This window comes from Natronococcus pandeyae (genome assembly GCF_008122205.1).
Taxonomy (GTDB): Archaea; Halobacteriota; Halobacteria; order Halobacteriales; family Natrialbaceae; genus Natronococcus; species Natronococcus pandeyae.
On record NZ_PHNJ01000003.1, the window covers coordinates 163,367 to 183,988 of the forward strand.

20 protein-coding genes are annotated in these 20,622 nt (G+C 64.8%); 9 read left to right on the plus strand and 11 right to left on the minus strand.

Translation table 11 applies throughout. The features are described from left to right. Positions 1–95: 95 nt before the first annotated feature. Positions 96–260, minus strand: coding sequence for a hypothetical protein (locus CV102_RS25810; RefSeq protein ID WP_187432888.1), 165 nt, complete (start codon positions 258–260; stop codon positions 96–98). A 219-nt stretch (positions 261–479) separates the two neighbouring features. Further along, entirely contained in the window at positions 480–1,214 is a 735-nt protein-coding gene (locus tag CV102_RS07440) for an MBL fold metallo-hydrolase (protein ID WP_148857266.1), read from the minus strand. Between the two features lie 93 nt (positions 1,215–1,307). Between CV102_RS07440 and CV102_RS07445 the strand changes: the two genes are divergently transcribed. Beyond that, on the plus strand, positions 1,308–2,369 hold the full coding sequence (locus CV102_RS07445; protein ID WP_148857267.1) for a zinc-dependent alcohol dehydrogenase family protein: 1,062 nt from the start codon (positions 1,308–1,310) through the stop codon (positions 2,367–2,369). A gap of 63 nt (positions 2,370–2,432) precedes the next feature. Here CV102_RS07445 and CV102_RS07450 read toward each other — a convergent pair whose 3' ends face one another. Beyond that, positions 2,433–3,605 (minus strand): hypothetical protein, encoded by a 1,173-nt coding sequence (locus CV102_RS07450; RefSeq protein WP_233710646.1) that lies wholly within the window; start codon positions 3,603–3,605, stop codon positions 2,433–2,435. A 96-nt stretch (positions 3,606–3,701) separates the two neighbouring features. Here CV102_RS07450 and CV102_RS07455 point away from each other — a divergent pair, with 96 nt between their 5' ends. Both CV102_RS07455 and CV102_RS07460 read left to right on the plus strand, forming a co-directional pair. After that, positions 3,702–6,467: an ATP-dependent helicase gene (locus tag CV102_RS07455; protein WP_148857268.1), complete on the plus strand. Its 2,766-nt coding sequence runs from the start codon at positions 3,702–3,704 to the stop codon at positions 6,465–6,467. Between the two features lie 232 nt (positions 6,468–6,699). Continuing rightward, positions 6,700–7,227 (plus strand): Lrp/AsnC family transcriptional regulator, encoded by a 528-nt coding sequence (locus CV102_RS07460; protein ID WP_148857269.1) that lies wholly within the window; start codon positions 6,700–6,702, stop codon positions 7,225–7,227. Positions 7,228–7,322: 95 nt separating this feature from the next. Here CV102_RS07460 and CV102_RS07465 read toward each other — a convergent pair whose 3' ends face one another. Then, positions 7,323–8,153, minus strand: coding sequence for an alpha/beta fold hydrolase (locus CV102_RS07465; protein ID WP_148857270.1), 831 nt, complete (start codon positions 8,151–8,153; stop codon positions 7,323–7,325). 245 nt (positions 8,154–8,398) lie between these two features. Between CV102_RS07465 and CV102_RS07470 the strand changes: the two genes are divergently transcribed. Further along, positions 8,399–8,788: a hypothetical protein gene (locus CV102_RS07470; RefSeq protein WP_148857271.1), complete on the plus strand. Its 390-nt coding sequence runs from the start codon at positions 8,399–8,401 to the stop codon at positions 8,786–8,788. Between the two features lie 151 nt (positions 8,789–8,939). Here the strand turns inward: CV102_RS07470 and CV102_RS07475 are convergent, their stop codons facing one another. Both CV102_RS07475 and CV102_RS07480 read right to left on the minus strand, forming a co-directional pair. Further along, positions 8,940–9,386: a MaoC/PaaZ C-terminal domain-containing protein gene (locus CV102_RS07475; protein ID WP_148857272.1), complete on the minus strand. Its 447-nt coding sequence runs from the start codon at positions 9,384–9,386 to the stop codon at positions 8,940–8,942. 1 nt (position 9,387) lies between these two features. Further along, positions 9,388–11,349, minus strand: coding sequence for a 3-hydroxyacyl-CoA dehydrogenase/enoyl-CoA hydratase family protein (locus CV102_RS07480; RefSeq protein ID WP_148857273.1), 1,962 nt, complete (start codon positions 11,347–11,349; stop codon positions 9,388–9,390). A 230-nt stretch (positions 11,350–11,579) separates the two neighbouring features. Here CV102_RS07480 and CV102_RS07485 point away from each other — a divergent pair, with 230 nt between their 5' ends. The 4 genes from CV102_RS07485 to CV102_RS07500 all read left to right on the plus strand — a co-directional run bounded on the left by CV102_RS07485 (position 11,580) and on the right by CV102_RS07500 (position 14,241). Beyond that, entirely contained in the window at positions 11,580–11,855 is a 276-nt protein-coding gene (locus CV102_RS07485) for a winged helix-turn-helix domain-containing protein (RefSeq protein ID WP_148857274.1), read from the plus strand. Between the two features lie 55 nt (positions 11,856–11,910). Next, entirely contained in the window at positions 11,911–12,216 is a 306-nt protein-coding gene (locus CV102_RS07490; RefSeq protein WP_148857275.1) for a hypothetical protein, read from the plus strand. A 167-nt stretch (positions 12,217–12,383) separates the two neighbouring features. Further along, positions 12,384–13,370, plus strand: coding sequence for a DUF7282 domain-containing protein (locus tag CV102_RS07495; protein ID WP_222863686.1), 987 nt, complete (start codon positions 12,384–12,386; stop codon positions 13,368–13,370). 295 nt (positions 13,371–13,665) lie between these two features. After that, on the plus strand, positions 13,666–14,241 hold the full coding sequence (locus CV102_RS07500) for a hypothetical protein (protein ID WP_148857276.1): 576 nt from the start codon (positions 13,666–13,668) through the stop codon (positions 14,239–14,241). Between the two features lie 159 nt (positions 14,242–14,400). On the opposite strand, the gene CV102_RS07505 is transcribed toward CV102_RS07500, so the two are convergent. Then, positions 14,401–14,853, minus strand: coding sequence for a MaoC family dehydratase (locus tag CV102_RS07505; RefSeq protein ID WP_148857277.1), 453 nt, complete (start codon positions 14,851–14,853; stop codon positions 14,401–14,403). A gap of 1 nt (position 14,854) precedes the next feature. Next, positions 14,855–15,916, minus strand: coding sequence for a phosphotransferase family protein (locus tag CV102_RS07510; RefSeq protein WP_148857278.1), 1,062 nt, complete (start codon positions 15,914–15,916; stop codon positions 14,855–14,857). A 162-nt stretch (positions 15,917–16,078) separates the two neighbouring features. Between CV102_RS07510 and CV102_RS07515 the strand changes: the two genes are divergently transcribed. After that, positions 16,079–17,293: an acyl-CoA dehydrogenase family protein gene (locus CV102_RS07515; RefSeq protein ID WP_148857279.1), complete on the plus strand. Its 1,215-nt coding sequence runs from the start codon at positions 16,079–16,081 to the stop codon at positions 17,291–17,293. A gap of 59 nt (positions 17,294–17,352) precedes the next feature. Here the strand turns inward: CV102_RS07515 and CV102_RS07520 are convergent, their stop codons facing one another. From CV102_RS07520 to CV102_RS07530, 3 genes are all read right to left on the minus strand, one after another. After that, a complete protein-coding gene (locus CV102_RS07520; protein ID WP_148857280.1) occupies positions 17,353–18,474 on the minus strand; it encodes a GNAT family N-acetyltransferase in 1,122 nt (373 codons plus the stop codon). 197 nt (positions 18,475–18,671) lie between these two features. Continuing rightward, positions 18,672–19,406 (minus strand): HAD family hydrolase, encoded by a 735-nt coding sequence (locus CV102_RS07525; RefSeq protein ID WP_148857281.1) that lies wholly within the window; start codon positions 19,404–19,406, stop codon positions 18,672–18,674. Beyond that, on the minus strand, positions 19,403–20,587 hold the full coding sequence (locus CV102_RS07530; protein WP_148857282.1) for a lactate 2-monooxygenase: 1,185 nt from the start codon (positions 20,585–20,587) through the stop codon (positions 19,403–19,405). The genes CV102_RS07525 and CV102_RS07530 overlap by 4 nt, the downstream gene beginning before the upstream one ends. Positions 20,588–20,622 lie beyond the last annotated feature (35 nt).

A 20,622-nucleotide genomic window follows, 5' to 3' on the forward strand; every position in this document is an offset into this window, starting at 1 on the left:
CTATCACCGACCGATATTTTTAGCAGAGCCGATTCAGCGTGAGAGCGGTGGTGCTCGAGCGAACCCAACGGTACGCGACGTTCCGTTTCCCCTGTTCACCCGACCGTCTCCGCGTCGAGCACGCGGAGTGCCGACGCGGGGCACTCACAGTTGGACGTCGAACTGACCGGCATCACGTCGCCGTCATTGGTTACCCAGACTGTACAGACCGCCTCGCACCCCTCACAGATCGCGACCGATCTCTCTCGTTCGTCGGTCATCCGTCGGCCACCCACGAGAGTCGCCCGTCGTTTTCGAGTGACGGCGTGGACACGTCGCTGTTGGAACTGTCCGTCCACCCCTCGTTTCTGGTAGTCACGATATATCTCTCTACAAGAACGGGAGCTATTGAACGAAGCGACCGTGTCGACGAGTTCAGACAGTTTACCGCAATTACGGTGAGTTTTCTGCCGGGCTGGCGGTCCCACGGAGTCGCCGGCTCACTCGATGGAGATCGTCTTGAGGTCCTCTGCGAACCGAACGTCGCCGTCGTAGTGGGAGCCGATCGACTCGAGCATCTCGTCGTGGCGTCCCTCGGTGTGCGGATAGAGGTGCGTGAGATAGACGCGGCCGATCTCCCGGTCGGCCAGTTCGCGGCCGAGGGTCTCGGGAGTCGGGTGGTTCGAGACGTCGACGTCGTCGGGGAACGAACAGTCGTGGAGGAGGATCGCCGAGCCCTCGGCGAAGTTCGCCAGGCCGGCGAACGCCTCGCTGTCGCCACTGAACGTAAAGAGGTCGCCGAAGCGGTAGGCCAGACACGGCAGCGAGTGACGCGTCTCGTAGGCCGAGACGTCGAAGCCCGCGACCGAGAACTCGCCCGGAACGACCTCGCGGATCTGCAGGTCGAGTTTGTCCTGCATGTACTCGTGAACGGAGAGGAGGTCGTCGACGAGAGACTTGGTCCCCTGTGGGCCGACGACCTCGAGGTGGTCTTCGCCGGCGAGCCAGCGGGCTTTCATCAGCGGCAGCAGATCGGCGACGTGGTCGAGGTGATGGTGCGTGAGCAACACGGTCGAAACGTTCTCGTGGCCGACGCCGGACTGCTGGAGGCGGTGGAGCACGCCGGAGCCACAGTCGACCAGCAGGGTTCGGCCGTCCTCCTGAACGAGGATGCCGGTCTGGAAGCGTTCGCCGGTGGGCATCGCACTGCCAGTGCCGAGAAATGTAACGCGCATACGGCCCTGTGGGATGCCCCATCCGATAAGGCTGGCTGCTCGCCAGCCATCGCATCCGTCAACAGTTAACCCGCCGGCGTCGGAGCCGTACGTATGCGCGCTGCAGTACTCGAGGCCTACGGCGAGGCGCTGTCGATCGAGTCGGTCGAACGACCGGATCCCGATCCCCACGGTATCGTCGTCGACGTCGAGGCCTGCGGGATCTGCCGGAGCGACTGGCACGCCTGGCAGGGCCACGGCGAGTGGGCCGACGACCGGGTCCCGATCGGGCAGATCCTGGGCCACGAACCGGCGGGACGGGTCGCTCGAGTGGGGGACAGAGTGGAGCGACTCGAGGTCGGCGACCGGGTCGCGATCCCGTTCAACCTCGGCGAGGGGTCCTGTCCGCAGTGTCGAAACGGACACGGCAACGTGTGCGAGGACGGCTACGCGCTGGGGTTCGAAGAGACCGTTCCCGGCGCGTTTGCCGAGCAGGTCCGTGTTCCGTACGCCGATTTCAACGCCGTCTCGCTCCCCGATGGCGTTTCAGCGGTCGACGCGGCCGCGCTCGGCTGTCGCTACGTCACGGCGTTCCACGCACTCGCTCATCGGGCGGATCTCGCCGCCGGCGACTGGGTCGCGGTCCACGGCTGCGGCGGCCTCGGCCTCGCCGCCGTCCAGATCGCCGGCGCGCTCGGGGCGAACGTCGTGGCGGTCGACGTCCGGGACGGACCGCTCTCGATGGCGACCGACCTGGGGGCCGACGCGGCGGTGAACGCGAGCGGGGAGGTCGACGTTCCGGCCGAAATCGAGGCCGTGACTGCCGGGGGTGCTCACGCCTCCGTCGACGCCCTCGGCCGCGCGGAGACCTGCCGGAACAGCCTCGACTGTCTCCGCATCCGCGGGACCCACGTCCAGATCGGGCTGACCACCGACGCCGAGCGCGGGGAGGTCTCGCTGCCGATCGACGAGATGACCCGCTGGGACGTCACATTCGTCGGCTCGCGGGGGATGCCACCCTCCCGGTACGACGAACTGCTCCGGATGATCCAGTCGGGCCGGCTCGAACCAGGGAACCTGGTCACGCGAGAAGTAGGACTCGAGGACGTCTCGGATCGACTCGCGGCGATGTCCGAGTACGACACTCGGGGCGTCGAGGTCGTGACGGAGCTGTAGCGCCGACTCGCGGACCGAAACTGTTCGGCTCGCTCGAGCGGGAGAGCCAATGCGAACGCGGCTCTACCGGGCCCGGTCGGATCTGGCTCCAGCGCGGATCCGTCGATCCTGTGGATTGAACAGGAACCGGTCGTACTTTCCGTCGTACCACTCCAACAGCGGTTCGTCACTGGTCGTGTCGACCCCGATCATCGGTGGTTCGTCGGTCTCCGCGTACTCCTCGGCACCGTCGTTCGGATCGTAGACGGCGAACGTCACGCCACTATCGGTCACGTCGTAGTCGTAGAGGAGCACGTAGTGGCCCCGGAGTACGTTTTCGCCGGTGATCGTCACGCCAGCCGAGCCGAACTCGTCGATCGTCGCACGGAGCTTGCGCGCCTGCGACCGGTAATCGATCCACTCCGGTCGGAGGAGCGCCCACCGTTCCAGCCACGAGTCGACGTTGAGGAACTGGCTCCGGTGGAACCGCTCGATATCGTTGCGCACGGGAGCCGACGACTGATCCTCGAGTGGATCGTTCACGTGCTCGATCTCGCTCGCCGAATCGCGGTCGACGGGGAGGGCGGCTGGCTCCTCGAAGTACCATTGCGCCGCCGCAGCCATGCCGTAACAGTACCCCTTCGTGCCGAACAGTCGGTTGGCGTTCGTGTAGAGACGTTCAGCTATCGGTCCGATCTGGGACTCGAGCCCGCCGCCCAGCGCGATCGTCATCTGATTCTGAAATCGGTCGCTCCAGTAGGCCGTCAGGGCTTCTCTAACGTCGCTCTCGGAGACGAAATCGGTCGGTTCCGGGGGAACGGGAGGGGTCGAGTAGTTGTCGAACCCGAACCCGTTGACGGCCGGATCGAATCCGCCCTCGTCGGCGATCGGAGTGAAGGCGGACTCTGAATCCGAGGCGAACAGCCGGCTCTCGCGCGCCGCGACGGACAGAACCCCCACTCCAGCCGAAAGCGAGAGCCCGCAGAGAAGCTTGCGACGAGTCAGTCCGGCCATGAGCTGTTCAGGGACGCGGTTACGCGAGTCGACCAGTCGGTCGCTCGAGTGCGGTCGAGCCGTGAACCGTTCGACGTCCGTTCCCCGGTCGCGGCAGTCGAGCGTACGACGTGCCACGAGTCCGGTCTCGATCGGACGAGCCGTTACGAGGGAGGTGTCCGGCAGCGACTCGTTCCAGGCCGCGATCCGTAACACTCTCCCGCCGATCAGCAGTATATAGTCCGGCCCTGCAGATGCCGGCATCGCCAGGCCAGTACTCGAGCGTCCCGTTCGGACGTACCGTCCACTTTCACTCCGCTGACCAAACCCTCTTACATAGTCATCCCGCAGACCAGAGTGATGGACGGGAACGACGGCCTCGAGTTGCCGGTCGCCGACGAGGACCTCTCCTTCGATCCGGACGCCGCCACCATCGAGGACCGCGACGTCTTCGACCTGCTCGAGCCTGCGGTCCAGGAGTGGTGGCTCGAGGAGTTCGGCGAGTTCGTTCCCGAGAACGACGGCTTCTTTACGCCGCCCCAGGAGGGGGCGATCCCGAAGATCCACGACGGGACGAACACACTGATCTGTGCGCCGACCGGCTCCGGAAAGACGCTCGCGTCGTTCTCAGCGATCATCAATGAACTGTACAGGATTGATCGCGACCTCGAGGAGGGTCTCGAGAACTCCGTCTACTGCCTCTACGTCTCGCCGCTGAAGTCCCTCGCGAACGACATCCATCGCAACCTCGAGGTGCCCCTCGAGGGGATCGAGTCGATAGCAGGGCAGCGGGGCGAGGAAATGGGCGAAATCCGCCACGCCATCCGCCACGGCGACACGGACTCCTACGAGCGCCAGCAGATGCTCGAGGAGACGCCCCACATCCTGAACACGACGCCCGAAACGCTGGCGATCCTGCTGAACTCGCCCAAATTCCGCGAGAAGCTTCGAACGGTCGAGTACGTCATCGTCGACGAGATCCACTCGCTGGCGGGCGGGAAACGGGGGACGCACCTCTCGGTGAGTCTCGAGCGACTCGAGGCGATGGTCGACCACGAGATCACGCGGATCGGCTGTTCGGCGACGATCGAACCGCTCTCGCAGGTGGCAGAATTTCTGGTTGGACAGCAAGATCCGGGTGGTGATCCCCGGCCCTACGACATCGTCGACGCCCGCTTCGCCCGCGAGTTCGACATCGAACTCGAGTGTCCGACAGACGACCTCATCAACACCTCCCGGGAGGTCGTCCAGGACCGGTTCTACGACATGCTCCACGAGCACGTCAAAGAGCACACGAACACGCTCGTCTTCACCAACACCCGGTCGGGCGCCGAGCGCGTTCTGCACAACCTCCGCGAGCGCTTCGACGCCTACGACGAGGAGAACTCGGGGTGTCACCACGGCAGCCTCTCGAAGGAGGTCCGACAGGACGTCGAGGGACGGCTGAAGGACGGCGATCTCGAGGTGGTCACGAGTTCGACCTCGCTCGAACTGGGGATCGACATGCCCCACGTCGACCTCGTGGTACAGGTCGGCTCACCCAAGTCCGTCGCCGCGTTGCTCCAGCGCATCGGCCGTGCGGGCCACCGGGTCGGCCAGACCGTGACTGGACGGGTGATCGCCCTGGATCGGGACGAACTGCTCGAGTGTGCGGTGATGCTGAAGAAGGCCGCGGACGGCTTCGTCGACTCGGTGTCGATCCCCGAGAACGCCCAGGACGTCGCCGCCCAGCAGGTTTACGGGATGGCGATCGCCGAAATTCGTCCCGAATCCGAGGTGAAGGCGATCCTCCGGCGGGCGTACCCCTACCGGAACTACACCGAAGCGGAGTACGAGTCGCTCGTGCGCTACCTCACGGCCGAGTACGCCGGGCTCGAGGACAGGAACGTCTACGCGAAGATCTGGCGCGACGAGAACGACCCGCCCGACGGCGAACACCACCACGAGGCGTTCCCGGTCGGCGAACCGCTGGTCGGCAAGCGCGGCCGACTCGCGCGGGTGATCTACATGACCAACATCGGGACGATCCCGGACTCGTTTACCTGTGACGTCCACACCCGTGCGAGCGACGAGTGGGTCGGCCAACTCGACGAGAACTACCTCGATACCCTGGAGAAGGGCGACGTCTTCGTCCTCGGCGGCAACCACTTCGAGTACCGCTACCGGCGGGGTTCGAAGGTCTACGTCGATCACACGAGTGCGCGGCCGACCGTTCCCTCGTGGTACTCCGAACGGCTGCCCCTCTCCTATGACCTCGGCTGTGAGATCCTCGCCTTCCAGCGGGACCTGCTCGAGCACTACGAGGCCGGCGGCTCGTCCCGCGTTAGAGGCTGGCTGCGAGGGTTCCCGCTCGACGACGACAGCGTCCGGGCGATCGCGCGGCTGTTCGAGCACCAGATCCGGTACGCGGGCGAGGAGAGCGTGAGTACCGACGCCCGCCTCGCGGTCGAGATCGAACGCAACCGCGAGGAGTACGAGCGCCACTACTACGTCCACTCGAACTACGGCCGGCGGGTCAACGACGGCTTCTCCCGCCTGCTGGCCTACCGCTGCGCCCAGGAGGCGACGGCCAACGTCCGGGTCGCCGTCGCGGACAACGGCTTCGTGCTCTCGATGCCGTTGAACCGGAAGGTCGACCTCGAAGGGGTCTTCGACGACCTCGAGGCCGACCAGGTGTGCGCGGACCTCCGGGCGGCCCTCTCGGGAACCGACCTCTTACAGCGGTACTTCCGGATCAACGCGACCCGGTCGCTGATGATCTTGAAGCGCTACAAGGGCTACGAGAAGTCCGCGAGCGAACAACAGGTCTCGAGCGAGATGCTGCTGGGCTTCGCGGAGGACCTCGAAAACTTCGCGGTGATCGAGGAGACCTACCGCGAGATCCTCGAGGACAAACTCAACGTCGACGAGATCGAGGACATCGTCGCGGCGATCGATTCGGGCGAGCTAGCGGTCGAGCGCCAACTGCTCGACTCGCCGACGCCGCGGGCGTTCGGGCTGGCGACTCTCTCCGCGAGCGACGTCGTCCTCGCGGAGGACGAAAGCGCCGCGTTGCAGGCGTTCCACGAGCACGTCCTCGAGGAGATCGGCGAGGGTTCGTTGCGGGGACTCGCCAGCGAGGAGTAGTCGGACCGAGCGGCGGAATCGTATCCGGGCCCGCCGCCCGGTTAACAACGGTTCGATTTCTACCAAACGAACTTTACCTTGGAAAGTGATGTGAGGGTATGACGCTGCAAAAGCGCACGCGCGAGCGAACCGTCGGCGGATCGGACCGACGTTCGTCCAGGAACCGACTCTGCCAGTCTCTCACAAAACGGAATACGTAACGTTTGCAATGAACGACAACTTCCACAGCAGTATGACCGACACCGATCCGCCGAACTGGGACTTCAAAGACCGCGATATCGCGATCCTCTGTGAGCTCTCGAACGATCCACAGCTCTCCTCTCGAGAGTTGACGGACGTGCTCGAGTCGGAGTACGAGATCGACGTCTCCCACGTCACTGTCAGCGAGTCGATCCGACGGATGCGCAACGAGGGTGTCTTCCGCGAGGCGATCATCCCGAACGAGGAGTACTACATTTTTGCACTGTTCGAGTTCAAATTCAACACCGAGAACTTCGCCGACGGCTGGCGAGCGGCGATGGAGCACATCCGCGAGGACAAGCACACGCTCTTTTTCTTCCTCTCGGACGGAGAGTACCAGTGGAAGACGGTGATGATGTTCCGGGGCCGCGAGCAGGTCTCTCGGTGGATCCACGACTGTTATACTGAGCACGGCGACGTCATCGCCAACATCCGCAACTCGGCGGTCCACAACGTCCTCAAGTTCCGGACCGATCCGGAGATCTACGAGGATCTGCGCGAGGAGAGCGACGAGGCGTAGCCGTCGGGTTCCGGCTCCCGTAGCTGCGTTCCAGTGGAGGAAAGTGTGTGCGGCAACGTTATATCATTGGAAGAGGGTTATCTCGACTCCTCGATTCAGGCGTCGCGATCGCTGCTCTGCTCGACGAACGAACTGACCGCTTCGTTGAACGCGTCGGGTTCTTCCCAGAAGGGTACGTGGCCACTTTCCGAGAACATCACGAGTTCCGAGTCGGAGATTCGATCGTGCATCCACGCACCCACGTCACTGGGATAGATCTCGCTCTGTTCGCCGTAGAGGAGGAGCGTCGGGACGTCGATCTCGGGGACCACGTCCCGCCGATCGCTGTTGACCAGATCGCGAAGCACCGCCGTTGCTACCGACGTCGGCGTCTTCATGGTTTCTGCGTACATTTCATCGACCGTCTCCGCCGACGGCGGGTCGGCAAACATGTCGCTGATAAATTGTTTGGCGAAGTCGGGCCGGGCGGATTGGATGGTCTCTACGACCTCTTCCAGTGCTTCAGGGGTGAATCCCCCGAACACCGGGTGTTCCCAGTTTTCTTCCGAGAGAAGACGGGGACTTTGATCGACGAATCCAACGGCGCGGAGCCGATCGCTGCCGAACTGGTCGAGATACGTCAGCAACACGGCAGCCCCCATCGACCAGCCAACCGCCGTAACGTCGTCGAACTCCAGTGATTGCACGAAGTGGCGGATGTCGCGGGCGTACTCCTCCAGCGTGTGGTTCTCGTCGGTTTTTCCGGAGAGCCCGTGACCACGGAGATCGACAGTGACGACGTAGTGGTCGTCTGCGAGCGTCTCTACGTTCTTCTGCCACCAGTATTCCGCGTTCATCGTCCAGCCGTGAACGAGAAGAAGCGTCTCACCCTCTCCGCGTTCTTCGTAGTACAGCGGTACCCCGTCTGGCGTTTCTATGTATGCCATATGCTAGAACACATCGTGTTACTACATAGACACCTTCTCTGCGTGGTAGACATGTCGGGACAGCGTCGTCACTTTCGGCCGCTGATTCGACTGTGATCTCTCCTCTACCTGTATCTGACGGCGGTTTCATCGTCAACTCGGGATACCGAAACCCCACTTCGATTACCGGTGAGGGTTCCGATCGATGGCACGCCTCCACACGAAAGCCTCGGCCTCTTCCCGCCGTCGACGCTATGACAAGCGCTATGATCGGCGCATTCACCGTCGGGAAGAAGGCTGTTACGTTCGGCTACAAACGCTTCGGAATCCCGGGAGCCGTCGCTTCCGGCGGGGTCGCACTGGCCGGGTACGTCGCCGTCCGCCGTGCCCTGCAGTCGGCCACGGAATCGGACGACGTCGATTCGGCCATCGACGCGACGACGATCGAATCCGCGGTCGAGGACAAAGGGATGGACGCGGTCGCTAGCTCGGACGTCCTCGACGAGGCGATCGATCGGGACGAACTGGATTCGGGCGTCGAGATGGACGACGTCCAGTCGTCGGTCGAGGACGAGACCGACGCGTCCGACGAGATGGACGACGTGGGCGAGGAAGACGACAGAGACATCGGAGACGACGGAGACGTCGACGGTTGATCGACGGCATTCGAGTGACTGCCGATTTTTGTGCGGCGAGGTATACTATTCGATAGAACTATTCGAAGATGGGGCGCTCTAACTTGGCCGTCACCGCTGGTGACGGCCGGAGTTTCGCGACCGACTTCTCACCGACTCCTGTCCGACAGTATTACCGTACGAGCGTGAGCATCTCACAGGAGAGCGCGACCTCGTCCTCCTCGGTGACGAGTCGCGTCTCGTAGCGAACGACGCCGTTCGCGACCGGATGGTCCCTGGGCTCTTTTTCCACCAGTTCCGACTCAGCGCGGACCGTCGTCCCCATCGTGACGGGTTCGGTGAATCGGAGCTTGTCGACCCCGTAGAAGGCGATCGTCTCGGGGCGCTCGTGGCGGTACTGCCAGAGCAGTCCCGACGCGACAGCAAAGAGGAGCGCACCGTGGGCGATCGGCTCGCCAAACGGCGTGTCCGCGGTGTAGGACTCGCTCAGGTGCAGCGGGTTGAAATCGCCGCTGACACCCGCGTAATTGCGGACGTCCGCCTCGGTGATCGTTCGCGAGTGGGTGACGACCTCGTGGCCGACCTCGAGATCCTCGAACGAGATCGCGTCGTCGGCCATCTCACTGCCCCTCGAACTCCGGTTCGCGATCCTCTGCGAACGCGGCGGTCCCCTCGCGCACGTCGTCGGTGCCGATCAGCAGGCCAAAGCCCTGGCTCTCCATCGCCAGCGCCGCCTCAAGGCTGGCGTCCTCGCCCTGGTTCATCACCTTCTTGGCGACCTCGAGCCCGAGCGGCGGGCCGTTTCGCAGGTCGTCGACGAACGCCTCGACGGTCTCGTCGAACTCGTCGCGGTCGACGGCCCGATTCGCCAGCCCCCAGTTTGCGGCCCGCTCGGCGTCGATGTGGTTGCCCCGGAAGACGAGTTCCTTCGCGCGAGTCTCGCCGAGGACGCGCATGAGTCGCTGCGTGCCGCCGCCGCCCGGAATGAGGCCGAGGCCGATCTCGGGCGCGCCGAAGGCCGACCGTTTCGTCGCAATCCGAAGGTCGCAGGCCAGCGCGAGCTCGAGGCCGGCACCCAGACAGTAGCCGTCGATCTTCGCGATCACGGGCCGCGGGAACTCGTGGACCGTCTCGAAGGCTGGCGTGACGTCCATCGCGTCCGTGGGCTCGAGCGAGCCGAAGCCGGTGATGTCCGCGCCGGCGCTGAACGCGCGGTCGCCGGTTCCCTCGATCGTCGCGCACCGAATTTCGTCCGTGTCGACCGTCGAGAACAGGTCGTCGATCTCTCCAAGGAGATCCGCGGAGAGGGCGTTCATCCGCTCGGGCCGGTCTAGTTCCACCTCGAGCACGCCGTCGTCGATCTCGGCGTTCAGGTAGCGGTAGGCGTCGAGATCGCCGTCTTCGCCGCCGCCGTAGTCGTGGAACCCCGCGCCGGCGTCCTCGCCAGTCTTCCCCTCCTCGACGAGCTCTCGAAGGTGGGGATGGGGCTCGAAGCGGTCGTCGCCGGTCTCCTCGAGTCTGGTCTCGAGCTTCTCGAGCACCCTGTCGAGACCGATTTTGTCCGCGCGACGGCAGATCCCTTCCGGGAAGCCCAGCCCGAGACGAACGCCGATATCGATCGCCTCGGGGGTCGCGACGTCCTCGCCGACCAGGTACGCCGCGCGGTTGATCATCCGCGCCTCGACCTGGAGTGTGTCGAAACCCTCCCCGTCGCCGGGCTCGTAGTCGGGTCCGTCACCCTCCTCGTAGTCGTAGAACCCTTTGCCGGTCTTCTTGCCGAGTTCTTCGGCCTCGACCTTCTCTTCCATCACCGGCGGGATGTCGTCGCCGGCCTCCTTGCGGACGTGGTAGCCGACGTCGATCCCGGTCAGGTCGGCGAGTTCGAACGGCCCCATCGGGTAGCCCCGCTGGTGGGCCATCGCCGCGTCGGCCTGGCGAACGTCGGCGTCGCCCTCGGAGACCATCCACGCCGGTTCGCCGATGAACGGGCCGACGATGGTGTTGACGACGAAGCCGCGGACGTCCTTGCGGACGTAGATCGGCGTCTTCTCGATCGATTCGACCCACCCGTAGCCGGCCTCGGCCGCCGCGTCGCTCGTTTCCGCGCCGTAGATGACCTCGACGAGATCCATCTTCACCGGCGGGTTGAAGAAGTGCAGACCGAGGACGCGCTCGGGCGTGTCGACGGCCTCCGCGATGTCGGTGATCGGCAGACTCGAGGTGTTCGTCGCCAGCAGGGTGTCCTCGTCGGTGTAGCGCTCGAGGTCGGCGAAGATGTCGTGTTTCAGCTCGAGGTTCTCCGGCGCGGCCTCGATGACGAGGTCGGCGTCGGCGACGGCCGCCTCGAGATCGGTCGTGGTCTCGATCCGCGCGAGGATCTCGTCGGCGGGTTCCTCGAGGCGGTCTTTCTCCTCGAGTTTCTCGAGGCTCCAGGCGATCGACTCGTAGCCGTCCTCGACCAGCTCTTCCTCGATGTCCCGCATGGTGACGTCGTAGCCGGCCATCGCGGTCACTTCGGTGATTCCGTGTCCCATGTTGCCGGCGCCGAGTACGGCGACGCGATCGATGGTGTCGTATGACATGATCATCAGATCGTCCGGGACGTTCTTAACTCCACCGACGGCTGATTACCATTGTTAAGGAAGCAATCTATTTATGGACAGGACGTACGCCCCAGGATGATCCCGGTGAACACCGATAACCATCAATCGGTAGGCGGGTTACGCCGAGGGCTGAAACCGGCCAATTATCGTCGCACGTTCGATTTACCGCAGCCATCGGCTTTAGGTATCAGTATGCAAACTATCGGACGATGGAGGCCGTCCTGTGGTACGTGTTTACCGGAACGCGAGGCGGCCCCAACCGCGTTCGTCTTTTGCGGGCGCTCGACGAACGGCCTCGAAACGCGAACAAACTCGCGGAGGATCTCGACCTCGACTACAAGACCGTTCGCCATCACCTCGAGGTGTTGGTGGATAACGACGTCGTAGAGAGCAGCGGCAACGAGTACGGCGCGGTGTACGTGCCGACCGATCGAGTGGACCACCACTGGGAAACCGTCGAAGAGATCATGGGTAAGGTGGACTGAGTATGAACGAATTTGGGAAAGTGTATATCAGCGCACAATCGAAAGGGGAAACGAAATGTCGATCTGGATAGATATTGCGCGCCTCTCGGCCGCGATCAACGTGATCTTGCTGCTCGGACTCGGCTACGTCTGGGTGCGCAACTATCTCCAGTTCCGCTCGAAGCACACGCTCGGACTCGCGGTGTTCGCCGTGCTCCTGCTGGCGGAGAACGCGCTCGCGCTCTACTACTATCTCGTCGATCCGACACTTTCGGCCTGGTTCGCCACCGAGGTTCCGGCGATCGCCTGGCGAGCGATGATGTTCCTGCACGTCCTCGAGACCCTCGCGCTGCTCTTTCTGGTCTGGGTCACGTGGGACTGAACTCAGTCTAGTCTGGTGGTTTTCTCGAATCGAATCCGACGGACGAGCGGCAAGTTCGATCCGCGTCCGGACGGAGTCGGTTCGAAGTAGGAACGAATTTGGGTGAGAGTTCGGCGAACTGTCTTGTGTTCGATAGTACTCGATACTTTTGCGATCGAAGAACTACCATGACTCCACCACACGACCAGCAAACGAGCGAGAACGCGACGAGTGCGAGCGGCAACTCCCGACGACGGTTCCTCGCGGGGACCGTGCTCCTGAGCGCCGGTGCCGGCGCCTTCGGCGCGTCCGGTTCGGTTCTGGGTGACGACCACGGCGGCAACGGCACCGACGACCACGACGAGATGGACGAGGAGCCGATGGCGACGGTCAGCTTCGAGGACCAGACGACCGGCGGCACCTGGGTGAACGTCGCTTCGACGACGCTCTCCGAGGGCGGATTCGTGACGATCCACGACGCCTCGCTGCTCGAGGGAGCGGTCTTCGACAGCGTGGTCGGCGTGAGCGAGGCGCTCGAGGCCGGCGATCACGAGGGCGTCGTCGTCGACCTCTTCGAGGGCGTTCCCGGCGCCGACTTTGACCGAGAGATGGTCGACGACGGAGAGACGCTCATCGCGATGCCCCACTTCGATTCGAACGACAACGGGACGTACGACTTCCTCACCAGCGAGGGCGAGGAGGACGGCCCGTACGTCGACGAGGAGGGCGAACCGGTCGTCGACGACGCGGTCGTGAGCGTCGACCACGACGAGATGGACGACGAGTCGATGGCGACGGTCAGCTTCGAGGATCAGCACGGCGACGGACGGACGGTGACGGTCGCCGAAGCGACGCTCTCCGAGGGCGGGTTCGTGACGATCCACGACGCCTCGCTGCTCGAGGGCGAGGTCTTCGACAGCGTGGTCGGCGTGAGCGAGGCGCTCGAGCCCGGATCGGTCGAAGACCTCGATGTCCGACTGTTCTGTAACGTCCCCGGCGCGGAGTTCGACCGGAAGACGGTCGACGACGGGGAGACGCTCGTCGCGATGCCCCACTTCGACTCGAACGACAACGGGACGTACGACTTCCTCACCAGCGAAGGGGAGGAAGACGGCCCCTACGTCGACGAGGAGGGCGAACCGGTCGTTGACGACGCCAACATTCGAGTCTGTTAACCCGACTCGATGACCGGCTGCCAGCATCGTTCCCGTCGATCCCTGCTTCGAGCGAGCCCACGTTGTCGTCCGCACGTTCGCGGCGACACGGTCCCCGCAGCAATTCGGCCTCCCAACCGACGGCGAAACGAACGGCTGCAACGACGATTTCGGCTGTCGTCTCGCTGCCAACCTCACGGTGCATGGGCGGCGTTCCCACGCCTGCCTCCGTTTCAACCCATAGTGATTTCCAGTGAACACCAGCGACGGTCGTGAGAGTGGATCGATTCGCGTTTCGGGACCTCGTCCCGACAGCGTGGCCAACGCGCGGACCCAGCTCCAGCTGACGCTCGTCGCGTTCGGCGTGTTCCTGTTCGCGGGCGGCGCGATGATCACACTCGGGGCCTTCTCGCCAGGACTGGCCTCCTTCGACCAGGACGACGAATCGGAGAGCGGTTCCGACGTCGAACTCGAGGGTTCGGAAGCGATCGATGCGGACGGGGACGCGACGACGCCGGCTGAATCCGGCGAGGGCGGCTCGAGTGACCAGAAAGAGAGCGAGAACGGGAATGACGAGTCGGCCGCTATCGACTCGAGCGAACTCCGCGACCGCGACGGCGCCGACTCGACGGAACTCCGGACCCTCGAGATCGAGGCAGCGGGCTCCGGACCGGTCGCCTACGAGGTCGTCGTCGACGGCAGCCTCGAGGCGGCAGACTCTCGAACCGCGAGCGGAACCGCCGTCGACAGTGGAGTGGCCGCCGGCGAGTTCGACGGCGGGAGCCACACCCTCGTGTTCGATGGCGACGTGACAAACGTGGTCGTCGACGGCAACGCGACTGTCTCTATCGACGGCGATCTCGTCTTCTCGACGGGCGAGGAGACGGAGTAGTCGGCCGGCGGCTCCAAGGTCTCCGTTCTCTCGACGGTGTACGACGGCCATCCAGCCGGTGCCGGAACGTTCTCGACGCCTCCGAACCGGCTGATGCTATACTCGTTGGGGAGAACGAGGCGTACGTGCGGCCGAGTGCACCAGCGAGAGCGACGGAACTCACTCGTCGTCGCGTCGCTCGAAGATCGCGTTTCCGACCCAGCTCATGACGAGGTCGTCGTCCTGGTTGTACGTCTCGAGGCGGCTCTTGACGTAGCCGCGATCCGAGCGACTCTCGGAGAGGCGCTTCTCGAGCACCTCGGTTCGGAGCGAGAGCGTATCGCCCGGTTTGACCGGCTGGTGCCAGCGCAGTTCGTCGACGCCGGGGGACCCCATCGACGCTCGCTCGTCCTCGTCGTCGGGCCCCTCGACGAGCATTCGCATCGACATCGCCGCGGTGTGCCAGCCCGAGGCGACCAGTTCGCCGAACATGCTGTCGGCCGCGGCCGCCTCGTCGACGTGGAACGGCTGTGGATCGTACTGCTCGGCGAACTCGACGACCTCGTCCTCGGTGACGTGATACTCGCCGAACGCACGCGTTTCGCCGATCTCGATGTCTTCGAAGTAGCGCATATCAGAGCGGTTCCTCGCCCTCGATGATCCGCATCGCCCGTGCGGCCAGCGCCGGAACCCGCGCTTCCATCTTCGGATACATCGGATCGTCGCTGTTCCCCTCGAGGTAGCGCCGGAAGAACATCTCGCCGAGGGCGGCCAGCTTGTACACCGCGAGCGTGCGGTAGAACCGCTCGTGTTCGAACTCGAGGCCGGTCCGGTCCTCCCAGCGGTCGACCAGTTCGCGGCGGGTCGGGTACCCCTCCCGTTCCATGAACGTCGACGTGAGTTCCGGCACGGCAGGATCGGGATCCTTCGCGTCGCGCCAGTAGGAGAGCATCCAGCCCAGGTCGGCCCGCGGATCGCCGAGCGTGGCCATCTCCCAGTCGAAGACGCCGATCAGTTCGGGCGGGGTTCCGGGACCATACATCACGTTGTCGAGCTTGTAATCCCCGTGGACGAGCGTGTGTGGGTGTTCTTCGGGCGCGTTCTCCTGCAGCCAGGCGCCGACCTCGTAGAGGTCGGGTACTTCGCGCTCCTCGACCGTGCGGTCGAACGCCCACATCAACTGCTGGCCCCAGCGCTCGACCTGGCGCTCGGTGTACCCCTCGGGGTAGCCGAACTCGTCGAGACCGACGGCCTCGTAGTCGACCTCGTGGATGGCAGCCAGCGTGTCGACGAGTTCCTCGCCGATCCGCTCGCGGGCGTCGGGGTCGGCGAACTCGTCGGGCTCCTCGAGCCGGAGCACGTGCCCCTCGAGTCGCTCCATCACGTAGAAGTCGCTGCCGATGACGTCGTGGTCCTCGCAGGCGAGCAGCGGCTCGGGGACGGGGACGTCGGTGTCGACTAATGCGTTCGTCACCCGGTACTCCCGCAGGACGTCGTGGGCGGTGTCGGCGGTCTCGCCCGGCGGGGGCCGTCTGATCACCAGGTCGCGGTCGCCCCAGGTGACGAACAGCGTCTCGTTGGAGTGTCCTTCCTGGTGGCGGTCGATCTCGTACTCTTCGGCCGCACCCAGGTGGTCCTCGAGGTAGGTCGCCAGCGCGTCCTCGTCGACGAGACGCTCGTAGTAGCTCTCGGTCATGGGGCGCACGCGGTGCGTTCGGTCGGCTGTCGGCTCGATACGGTCCGATCCGTCGGAAGAGCTGTTCCGTTCGTCATAGTCGTGTACGGTACTACTCCCGATCCGATTAACGAAAATAGTTACGACAGAAACTTTATTTTACAATGTTCGCATATATGGGGTATGGAGTACCACGATAGCGATCGGGCGCGCGAACTGGCTGCCGACGTTCGCGAGTTCGTCGACGACGAAGTGATTCCGGTCGAACGCGAGTGGCTCGGAAACGGTCCGGTTCCGAACGACGTCGTCGAGGACCTGCGAGAGAAGGCGCGCGAACGGGATCTCTACGCGCCCCAGATCGACGAGGAGCACGGTGGCCTCGGCCTCGAGTTCAGCGACGTTCTGCCGGCGTTCGAGGAGGCCGGTCGCAGCCTCCTCGGGCCGCTGGCGCTGCGGGTCGACGCGCCCGACGAGGGGAACATGCACACCCTCGAGATGGCCGGCACCGAGGAACAGAAAGAACAGTGGCTCGAGCCGCTGGTCGACGCGGAGATCCACTCGGGCTTCTCGATGACCGAGCCGATGCAGGGTGGCGGCTCGGATCCGAAGATGATCAAGACCACCGCGGAAAAAGAGGGTGACGAGTGGGTCATCAACGGCCACAAGTGGTGGACCACCCAGGGTAGCGAGGCCGACGTCCTGCTGGTGATGGCCCGGACGGACCAGGACGCCCATCCCTACGAGGGCTGTTCGATCTTCCTCGTGCCGAGCGACGCCGACGGCGTCGAGTACCAGCGCGATATCCCCCACGTCGGCGGGAAGTTCCGTGGTTCGAGTCACGCCGAAATCATCTACGACGACGTGCGGATCCCCGAGGAGAACCTGCTGGGCGCCGAGAACGCCGGCTTCGCCATCGCCCAGAAGCGTCTCGGTCCCGCGCGGCTCACCCACTGCATGCGCTTTTCCGGGATGGCCCAGCGCTCGCTCGAGGTGGCGAAGGCCTACACGAGCGAGCGCGAAGGGTTCGGCAGCACGCTTTCGGAAAAGCAGAGCCTGCGATACGAGATCGCAGATGCGGAGACGCAACTGCACGCGGCCAGGACGATGGTCCGTCACGCTGCACGCGAGATTAGCGAGGGGAACGAGGCGCGCGTCCCCGTCTCGATGGCGAAGGTCTTCACCGCCAACGTCGCCCAGGAGACGGTCGACCTCTCGATCCAGTGCTGTGGCGGCAACGGGATCGGCAAGGACCTGCCGCTCGCGGACTTCTACGAGAACGTTCGGTCGTTCCGCATCGTCGACGGCGCCGACGAGGTCCACAAGCGCGTGATCGCCCGCAACGCCTTCGAGGACATCGACGAGAGCGAACTCGACCCGGTGACGCGGTTCCGTGGCTAACCGGTCGACTCCCCAGCGGTCCGCAGGGACCGACGCATCCAGTCAGGTAGCGTCCACCGTCAGGTCGTGTCCAGATCGAGCCGCGAGAACGTCCAGTCGGCGACCGAACTGTTCTCGACCGCGCTTTCTGCGCGGAGATCACGTGCGAGTAGCGTCCGTGCCGACGGTCGAACGACCGTCGAGAGCGGCGGTCGCGTGTCGGGGTAGAACCGGTAGCGAACCGGCGTCGGCAGCGTCTCGCCGAACGCGGTGACGAAACTGCGGTTCTCGTACTCGGAGAGCACCGCGACGAGCAGGCGGTTGAGCGCCGCCCGTTCCGACTCGACCGCTCGAGGGACGGTCTCGACGATCCGAACGTGGTCGCCGACCGTGGAGACGACGAGCGCAGCCACCGGCTCGGTGCCCCGTTTCGCGACGTACGCCGTGTACCCGCGAGCCGGATTGGCGAATCGCCAGCGGTAGAACTCCGCGGTCCGATTCGTGTGTATCCCGTCGGGGATCGACCGACGGTAGATCCGCTCGAGCGTCTCGACCGGCGGCGTCTCGTAGCGCTCGAGTCGGACGTCGGCGTCGGGTGCCAGGAGGCGGTCGCCCGTCCGGTGTGAGCCCGAAATCGCGTTCGAAAGCGATCTCGAGAGCGCGGCCGCTGTGCGGCTCTCGCTCGACGCTTCCGCCTGCTCAGAGTCGCCGGTCCCGGTCCACCGCTCGAGGGCGCGGACGGGATCCTGAAACCGATAGTACAGCGGTACCGTGCCGATCTCGTGCCAGCCGTGATCGAGGTTCCCCTGTATCGAGGCCTCGTTCGGAAAGTTGAAAAAGAACGACGGGCCGTCGTCGGCGTAGCGCTCGAGGGTCCGTTCGTTCATCCGGCCGAACAACCCCTGCCGACGGTGTTCGGGGTGGACCATCGTGTCGCACGGCTGGAACGCCGTCCACACCTGCCCGTACCCGCGCATCTCCTGGGCGAACAGCGACCGGCAGCCGACGAGATCGCTGTTTCGTTCGGCGACGACGATCGGGACGTGATCGACGTACGGATTCTCCTGGTACTTCCACCGGAACCAGTCGGGGCGACGGTCGCGGTCGAACACAGTCTCGTATAGCGATAGAAACGCGGCTCGATCGCCGGGCTCGAACCGGCGGATCGTTACCCGCGACGTACCCCGATTGACTGATTTCATGGTTCGAAGCGATCTTGATGCCCGGTTCGCGCGCGCGACGAGACGCCGCGGACTCACGTCTATCTCCACCCAGCGGATAAAAAGGGATTGAGCCTTAATACGCCGAATTTTACAGGACTCAGGACCTCTATCGGAACTCGACTGTCACGCGACCGAACAGCTATCGGAAGCGAGAGACGTTCGACCGCCGACCGATTTCACCCGTTTCGTTCGCCGTCGACGATCTCGAGGACCTCCGGTGGCGACTCGATGCGGTAGGAGACGGCGGGGCCGTCCTCGGCACCGAAGGCGACGCCGTGGATCCCTGCCTCGGCGGCGCCTTTCACGTCGTGGTCGTACCGGTCGCCGATCATCAACGACCGCTCGGCTGGGACGCCGGCCTTCTCGAGGGCCGTCTCGAACATCGCGGGATCGGGCTTCGTCCGGCCGACCTCCTCGGAGGTTGTGATCGAGTCGAACGCCTCGCGGACGCCGAACTGTTCGAGCATCCACCGGCCTTCCTCGTCGTCGACGTCGCTGACGACGCCGACGTGAAGGTCTCGAGCGGTGAGTCGCTCGATCGTCTCGACGGCGCCCGGAACCGGCTCGATCGATGACCGGACGGCCTCCCGGAACGGCGGCTTCCACTCCGATCGCGGAACCGGTTCGCCGACGACCGCTTCGATACCCCTGTGATAGCCGTCGCGTGCGGCTCGAAACTCCGTTCCGTCGCGTTCGCGGAAGTGGTCGCCGACGGCGCTGCGCCAGGTGGCTATCGCGTCTTCGATGGTCGCGTCTACGTCGTGGCGCTCGAGGAGGTCCGCGACGAACGCGGTGTGTGCTGTCTGGACGGACTCGAGGTCGAGGATGACGCCGCCGATGTCCCAGAAGACGGCTTCCCACTCCTCGGGCTCCGCAGGGGTACCGTCGCCGGAGCGTGAATCGCCGCTCATCGCTCCGCCCGCCGGATCGTCGACCGATCGACCTCGTCGATGCTGGCACAGCCCGACAGCCCGACGGTCAGGTCCAGGTCCGCGAGGAAGTTCTTCAGGACGGAGCGCACGCCGTCCTCGCCGCCGATTCCGAGCCCGTAGGCGTAGGGCCGGCCCAGCAGGACGGCGTCGGCGCCGAGCGCGATCGCCCGGACGGCGTCGCTGCCCCGGCGAATCCCGCTGTCGAAGAGGACCGGTACCTCGTCCCCGACGGCGTCGACGACGCCGGGCAGGGCCTCCAGTGCGGGAATCGCGCCGTCGACCTGGCGGCCGCCGTGGTTCGAGACGATCACGCCGTCCATCCCGCACTCGACGGCGCGAGCGGCGTCGTCCGGGTGGAGCACGCCTTTGAGGATAATCGGCAGATCCGTATGTTCGCGCAGGAACGAGAGATCGTCCCAGGTGAGCGAGGCGTCGCCGAAGCAGTCGGTGAACGACTCAAGCGAGGCCTCGGGATCGGCCCACGGATCGTCGGTCTCGAGGCGGTCGCAGAACGCGTCGTCCTCGAAGTAGTTCTTGACCCCCTGGCCCTCGAGGAACGGGAGGTAGGCGAGCTCGATGTCGCGCTCGCGCCACCCCATCTTCGGCGTGTCGAGGGTGACGACGACGGCCTCGAAGCCGGCGTCCTCGGCGCGCTCTAAGAAGCTGGCCGCGACGTCTCGGTCTGCACTCCAGTAGAGCTGGAACCATCCCGGTGCGTCGAGTTCTCCGGCGATCTCCTCCATCGTGTACGAGGAGACGGAACTCGAGATCATCGGCACGCCGACGTCGCTCGCCGCGCGGGCGACGGCGAGTTCCGCCTCGTCGTGAAGGATCGACTGGACCCCAATCGGTGCGAGCAGGACCGGTACCGGAATCTCCCGGCCGAACAGTTCGATCGAGAGATCCCGGTCGGAAACGTCCCGCAGGATTCGCGGAACGATCTGCCACTCGTCGAAGGCACGGTCGTTCGCCTCGACCGTCGACTCCGAGCCCGCGCCGCCCGCGACGTAGGCGAACGCCTCCTCGCTGAGTTCCTCGCGGGCGCGTTCCTCGAGGTCCTCGTAGGCGACCGGGAACTCGGGTGGCTCGCCCTCGAGCATCCCCCGTCGGTAGACTGCTTCCTGTCGATCCGGCCCGTAGCTGGTGTTTTCTCCTGTCATAGTGCTGGGTGAGCGGCAGTCGGCACCGCTCGAGT

What these genes read in the sequence shown, in the direction of transcription:
- CV102_RS07450 (WP_233710646.1), bottom strand. Translation starts at nt 3,605, where the DNA reads ATGCCGGCATCTGCAGGGCCGGACTATATACTGCTGATCGGCGGGAGA.
- CV102_RS07470 (WP_148857271.1), top strand. Translation starts at nt 8,399, where the DNA reads ATGATCGGCGCATTCACCGTCGGGAAGAAGGCTGTTACGTTCGGCTAC.
- CV102_RS25810 (WP_187432888.1), bottom strand. Translation starts at nt 260, where the DNA reads ATGACCGACGAACGAGAGAGATCGGTCGCGATCTGTGAGGGGTGCGAG.
- CV102_RS07490 (WP_148857275.1), top strand. Translation starts at nt 11,911, where the DNA reads ATGTCGATCTGGATAGATATTGCGCGCCTCTCGGCCGCGATCAACGTG.
- CV102_RS07525 (WP_148857281.1), bottom strand. Translation starts at nt 19,406, where the DNA reads ATGAGCGGCGATTCACGCTCCGGCGACGGTACCCCTGCGGAGCCCGAG.
- CV102_RS07455 (WP_148857268.1), top strand. Translation starts at nt 3,702, where the DNA reads ATGGACGGGAACGACGGCCTCGAGTTGCCGGTCGCCGACGAGGACCTC.
- CV102_RS07495 (WP_222863686.1), top strand. Translation starts at nt 12,384, where the DNA reads ATGACTCCACCACACGACCAGCAAACGAGCGAGAACGCGACGAGTGCG.
- CV102_RS07460 (WP_148857269.1), top strand. Translation starts at nt 6,700, where the DNA reads ATGACCGACACCGATCCGCCGAACTGGGACTTCAAAGACCGCGATATC.
- CV102_RS07510 (WP_148857278.1), bottom strand. Translation starts at nt 15,916, where the DNA reads ATGACCGAGAGCTACTACGAGCGTCTCGTCGACGAGGACGCGCTGGCG.
- CV102_RS07520 (WP_148857280.1), bottom strand. Translation starts at nt 18,474, where the DNA reads ATGAAATCAGTCAATCGGGGTACGTCGCGGGTAACGATCCGCCGGTTC.
- CV102_RS07505 (WP_148857277.1), bottom strand. Translation starts at nt 14,853, where the DNA reads ATGCGCTACTTCGAAGACATCGAGATCGGCGAAACGCGTGCGTTCGGC.
- CV102_RS07445 (WP_148857267.1), top strand. Translation starts at nt 1,308, where the DNA reads ATGCGCGCTGCAGTACTCGAGGCCTACGGCGAGGCGCTGTCGATCGAG.
- CV102_RS07485 (WP_148857274.1), top strand. Translation starts at nt 11,580, where the DNA reads ATGGAGGCCGTCCTGTGGTACGTGTTTACCGGAACGCGAGGCGGCCCC.
- CV102_RS07530 (WP_148857282.1), bottom strand. Translation starts at nt 20,587, where the DNA reads ATGACAGGAGAAAACACCAGCTACGGGCCGGATCGACAGGAAGCAGTC.
- CV102_RS07440 (WP_148857266.1), bottom strand. Translation starts at nt 1,214, where the DNA reads ATGCGCGTTACATTTCTCGGCACTGGCAGTGCGATGCCCACCGGCGAA.
- CV102_RS07465 (WP_148857270.1), bottom strand. Translation starts at nt 8,153, where the DNA reads ATGGCATACATAGAAACGCCAGACGGGGTACCGCTGTACTACGAAGAA.
- CV102_RS07480 (WP_148857273.1), bottom strand. Translation starts at nt 11,349, where the DNA reads ATGTCATACGACACCATCGATCGCGTCGCCGTACTCGGCGCCGGCAAC.
- CV102_RS07515 (WP_148857279.1), top strand. Translation starts at nt 16,079, where the DNA reads ATGGAGTACCACGATAGCGATCGGGCGCGCGAACTGGCTGCCGACGTT.
- CV102_RS07475 (WP_148857272.1), bottom strand. Translation starts at nt 9,386, where the DNA reads ATGGCCGACGACGCGATCTCGTTCGAGGATCTCGAGGTCGGCCACGAG.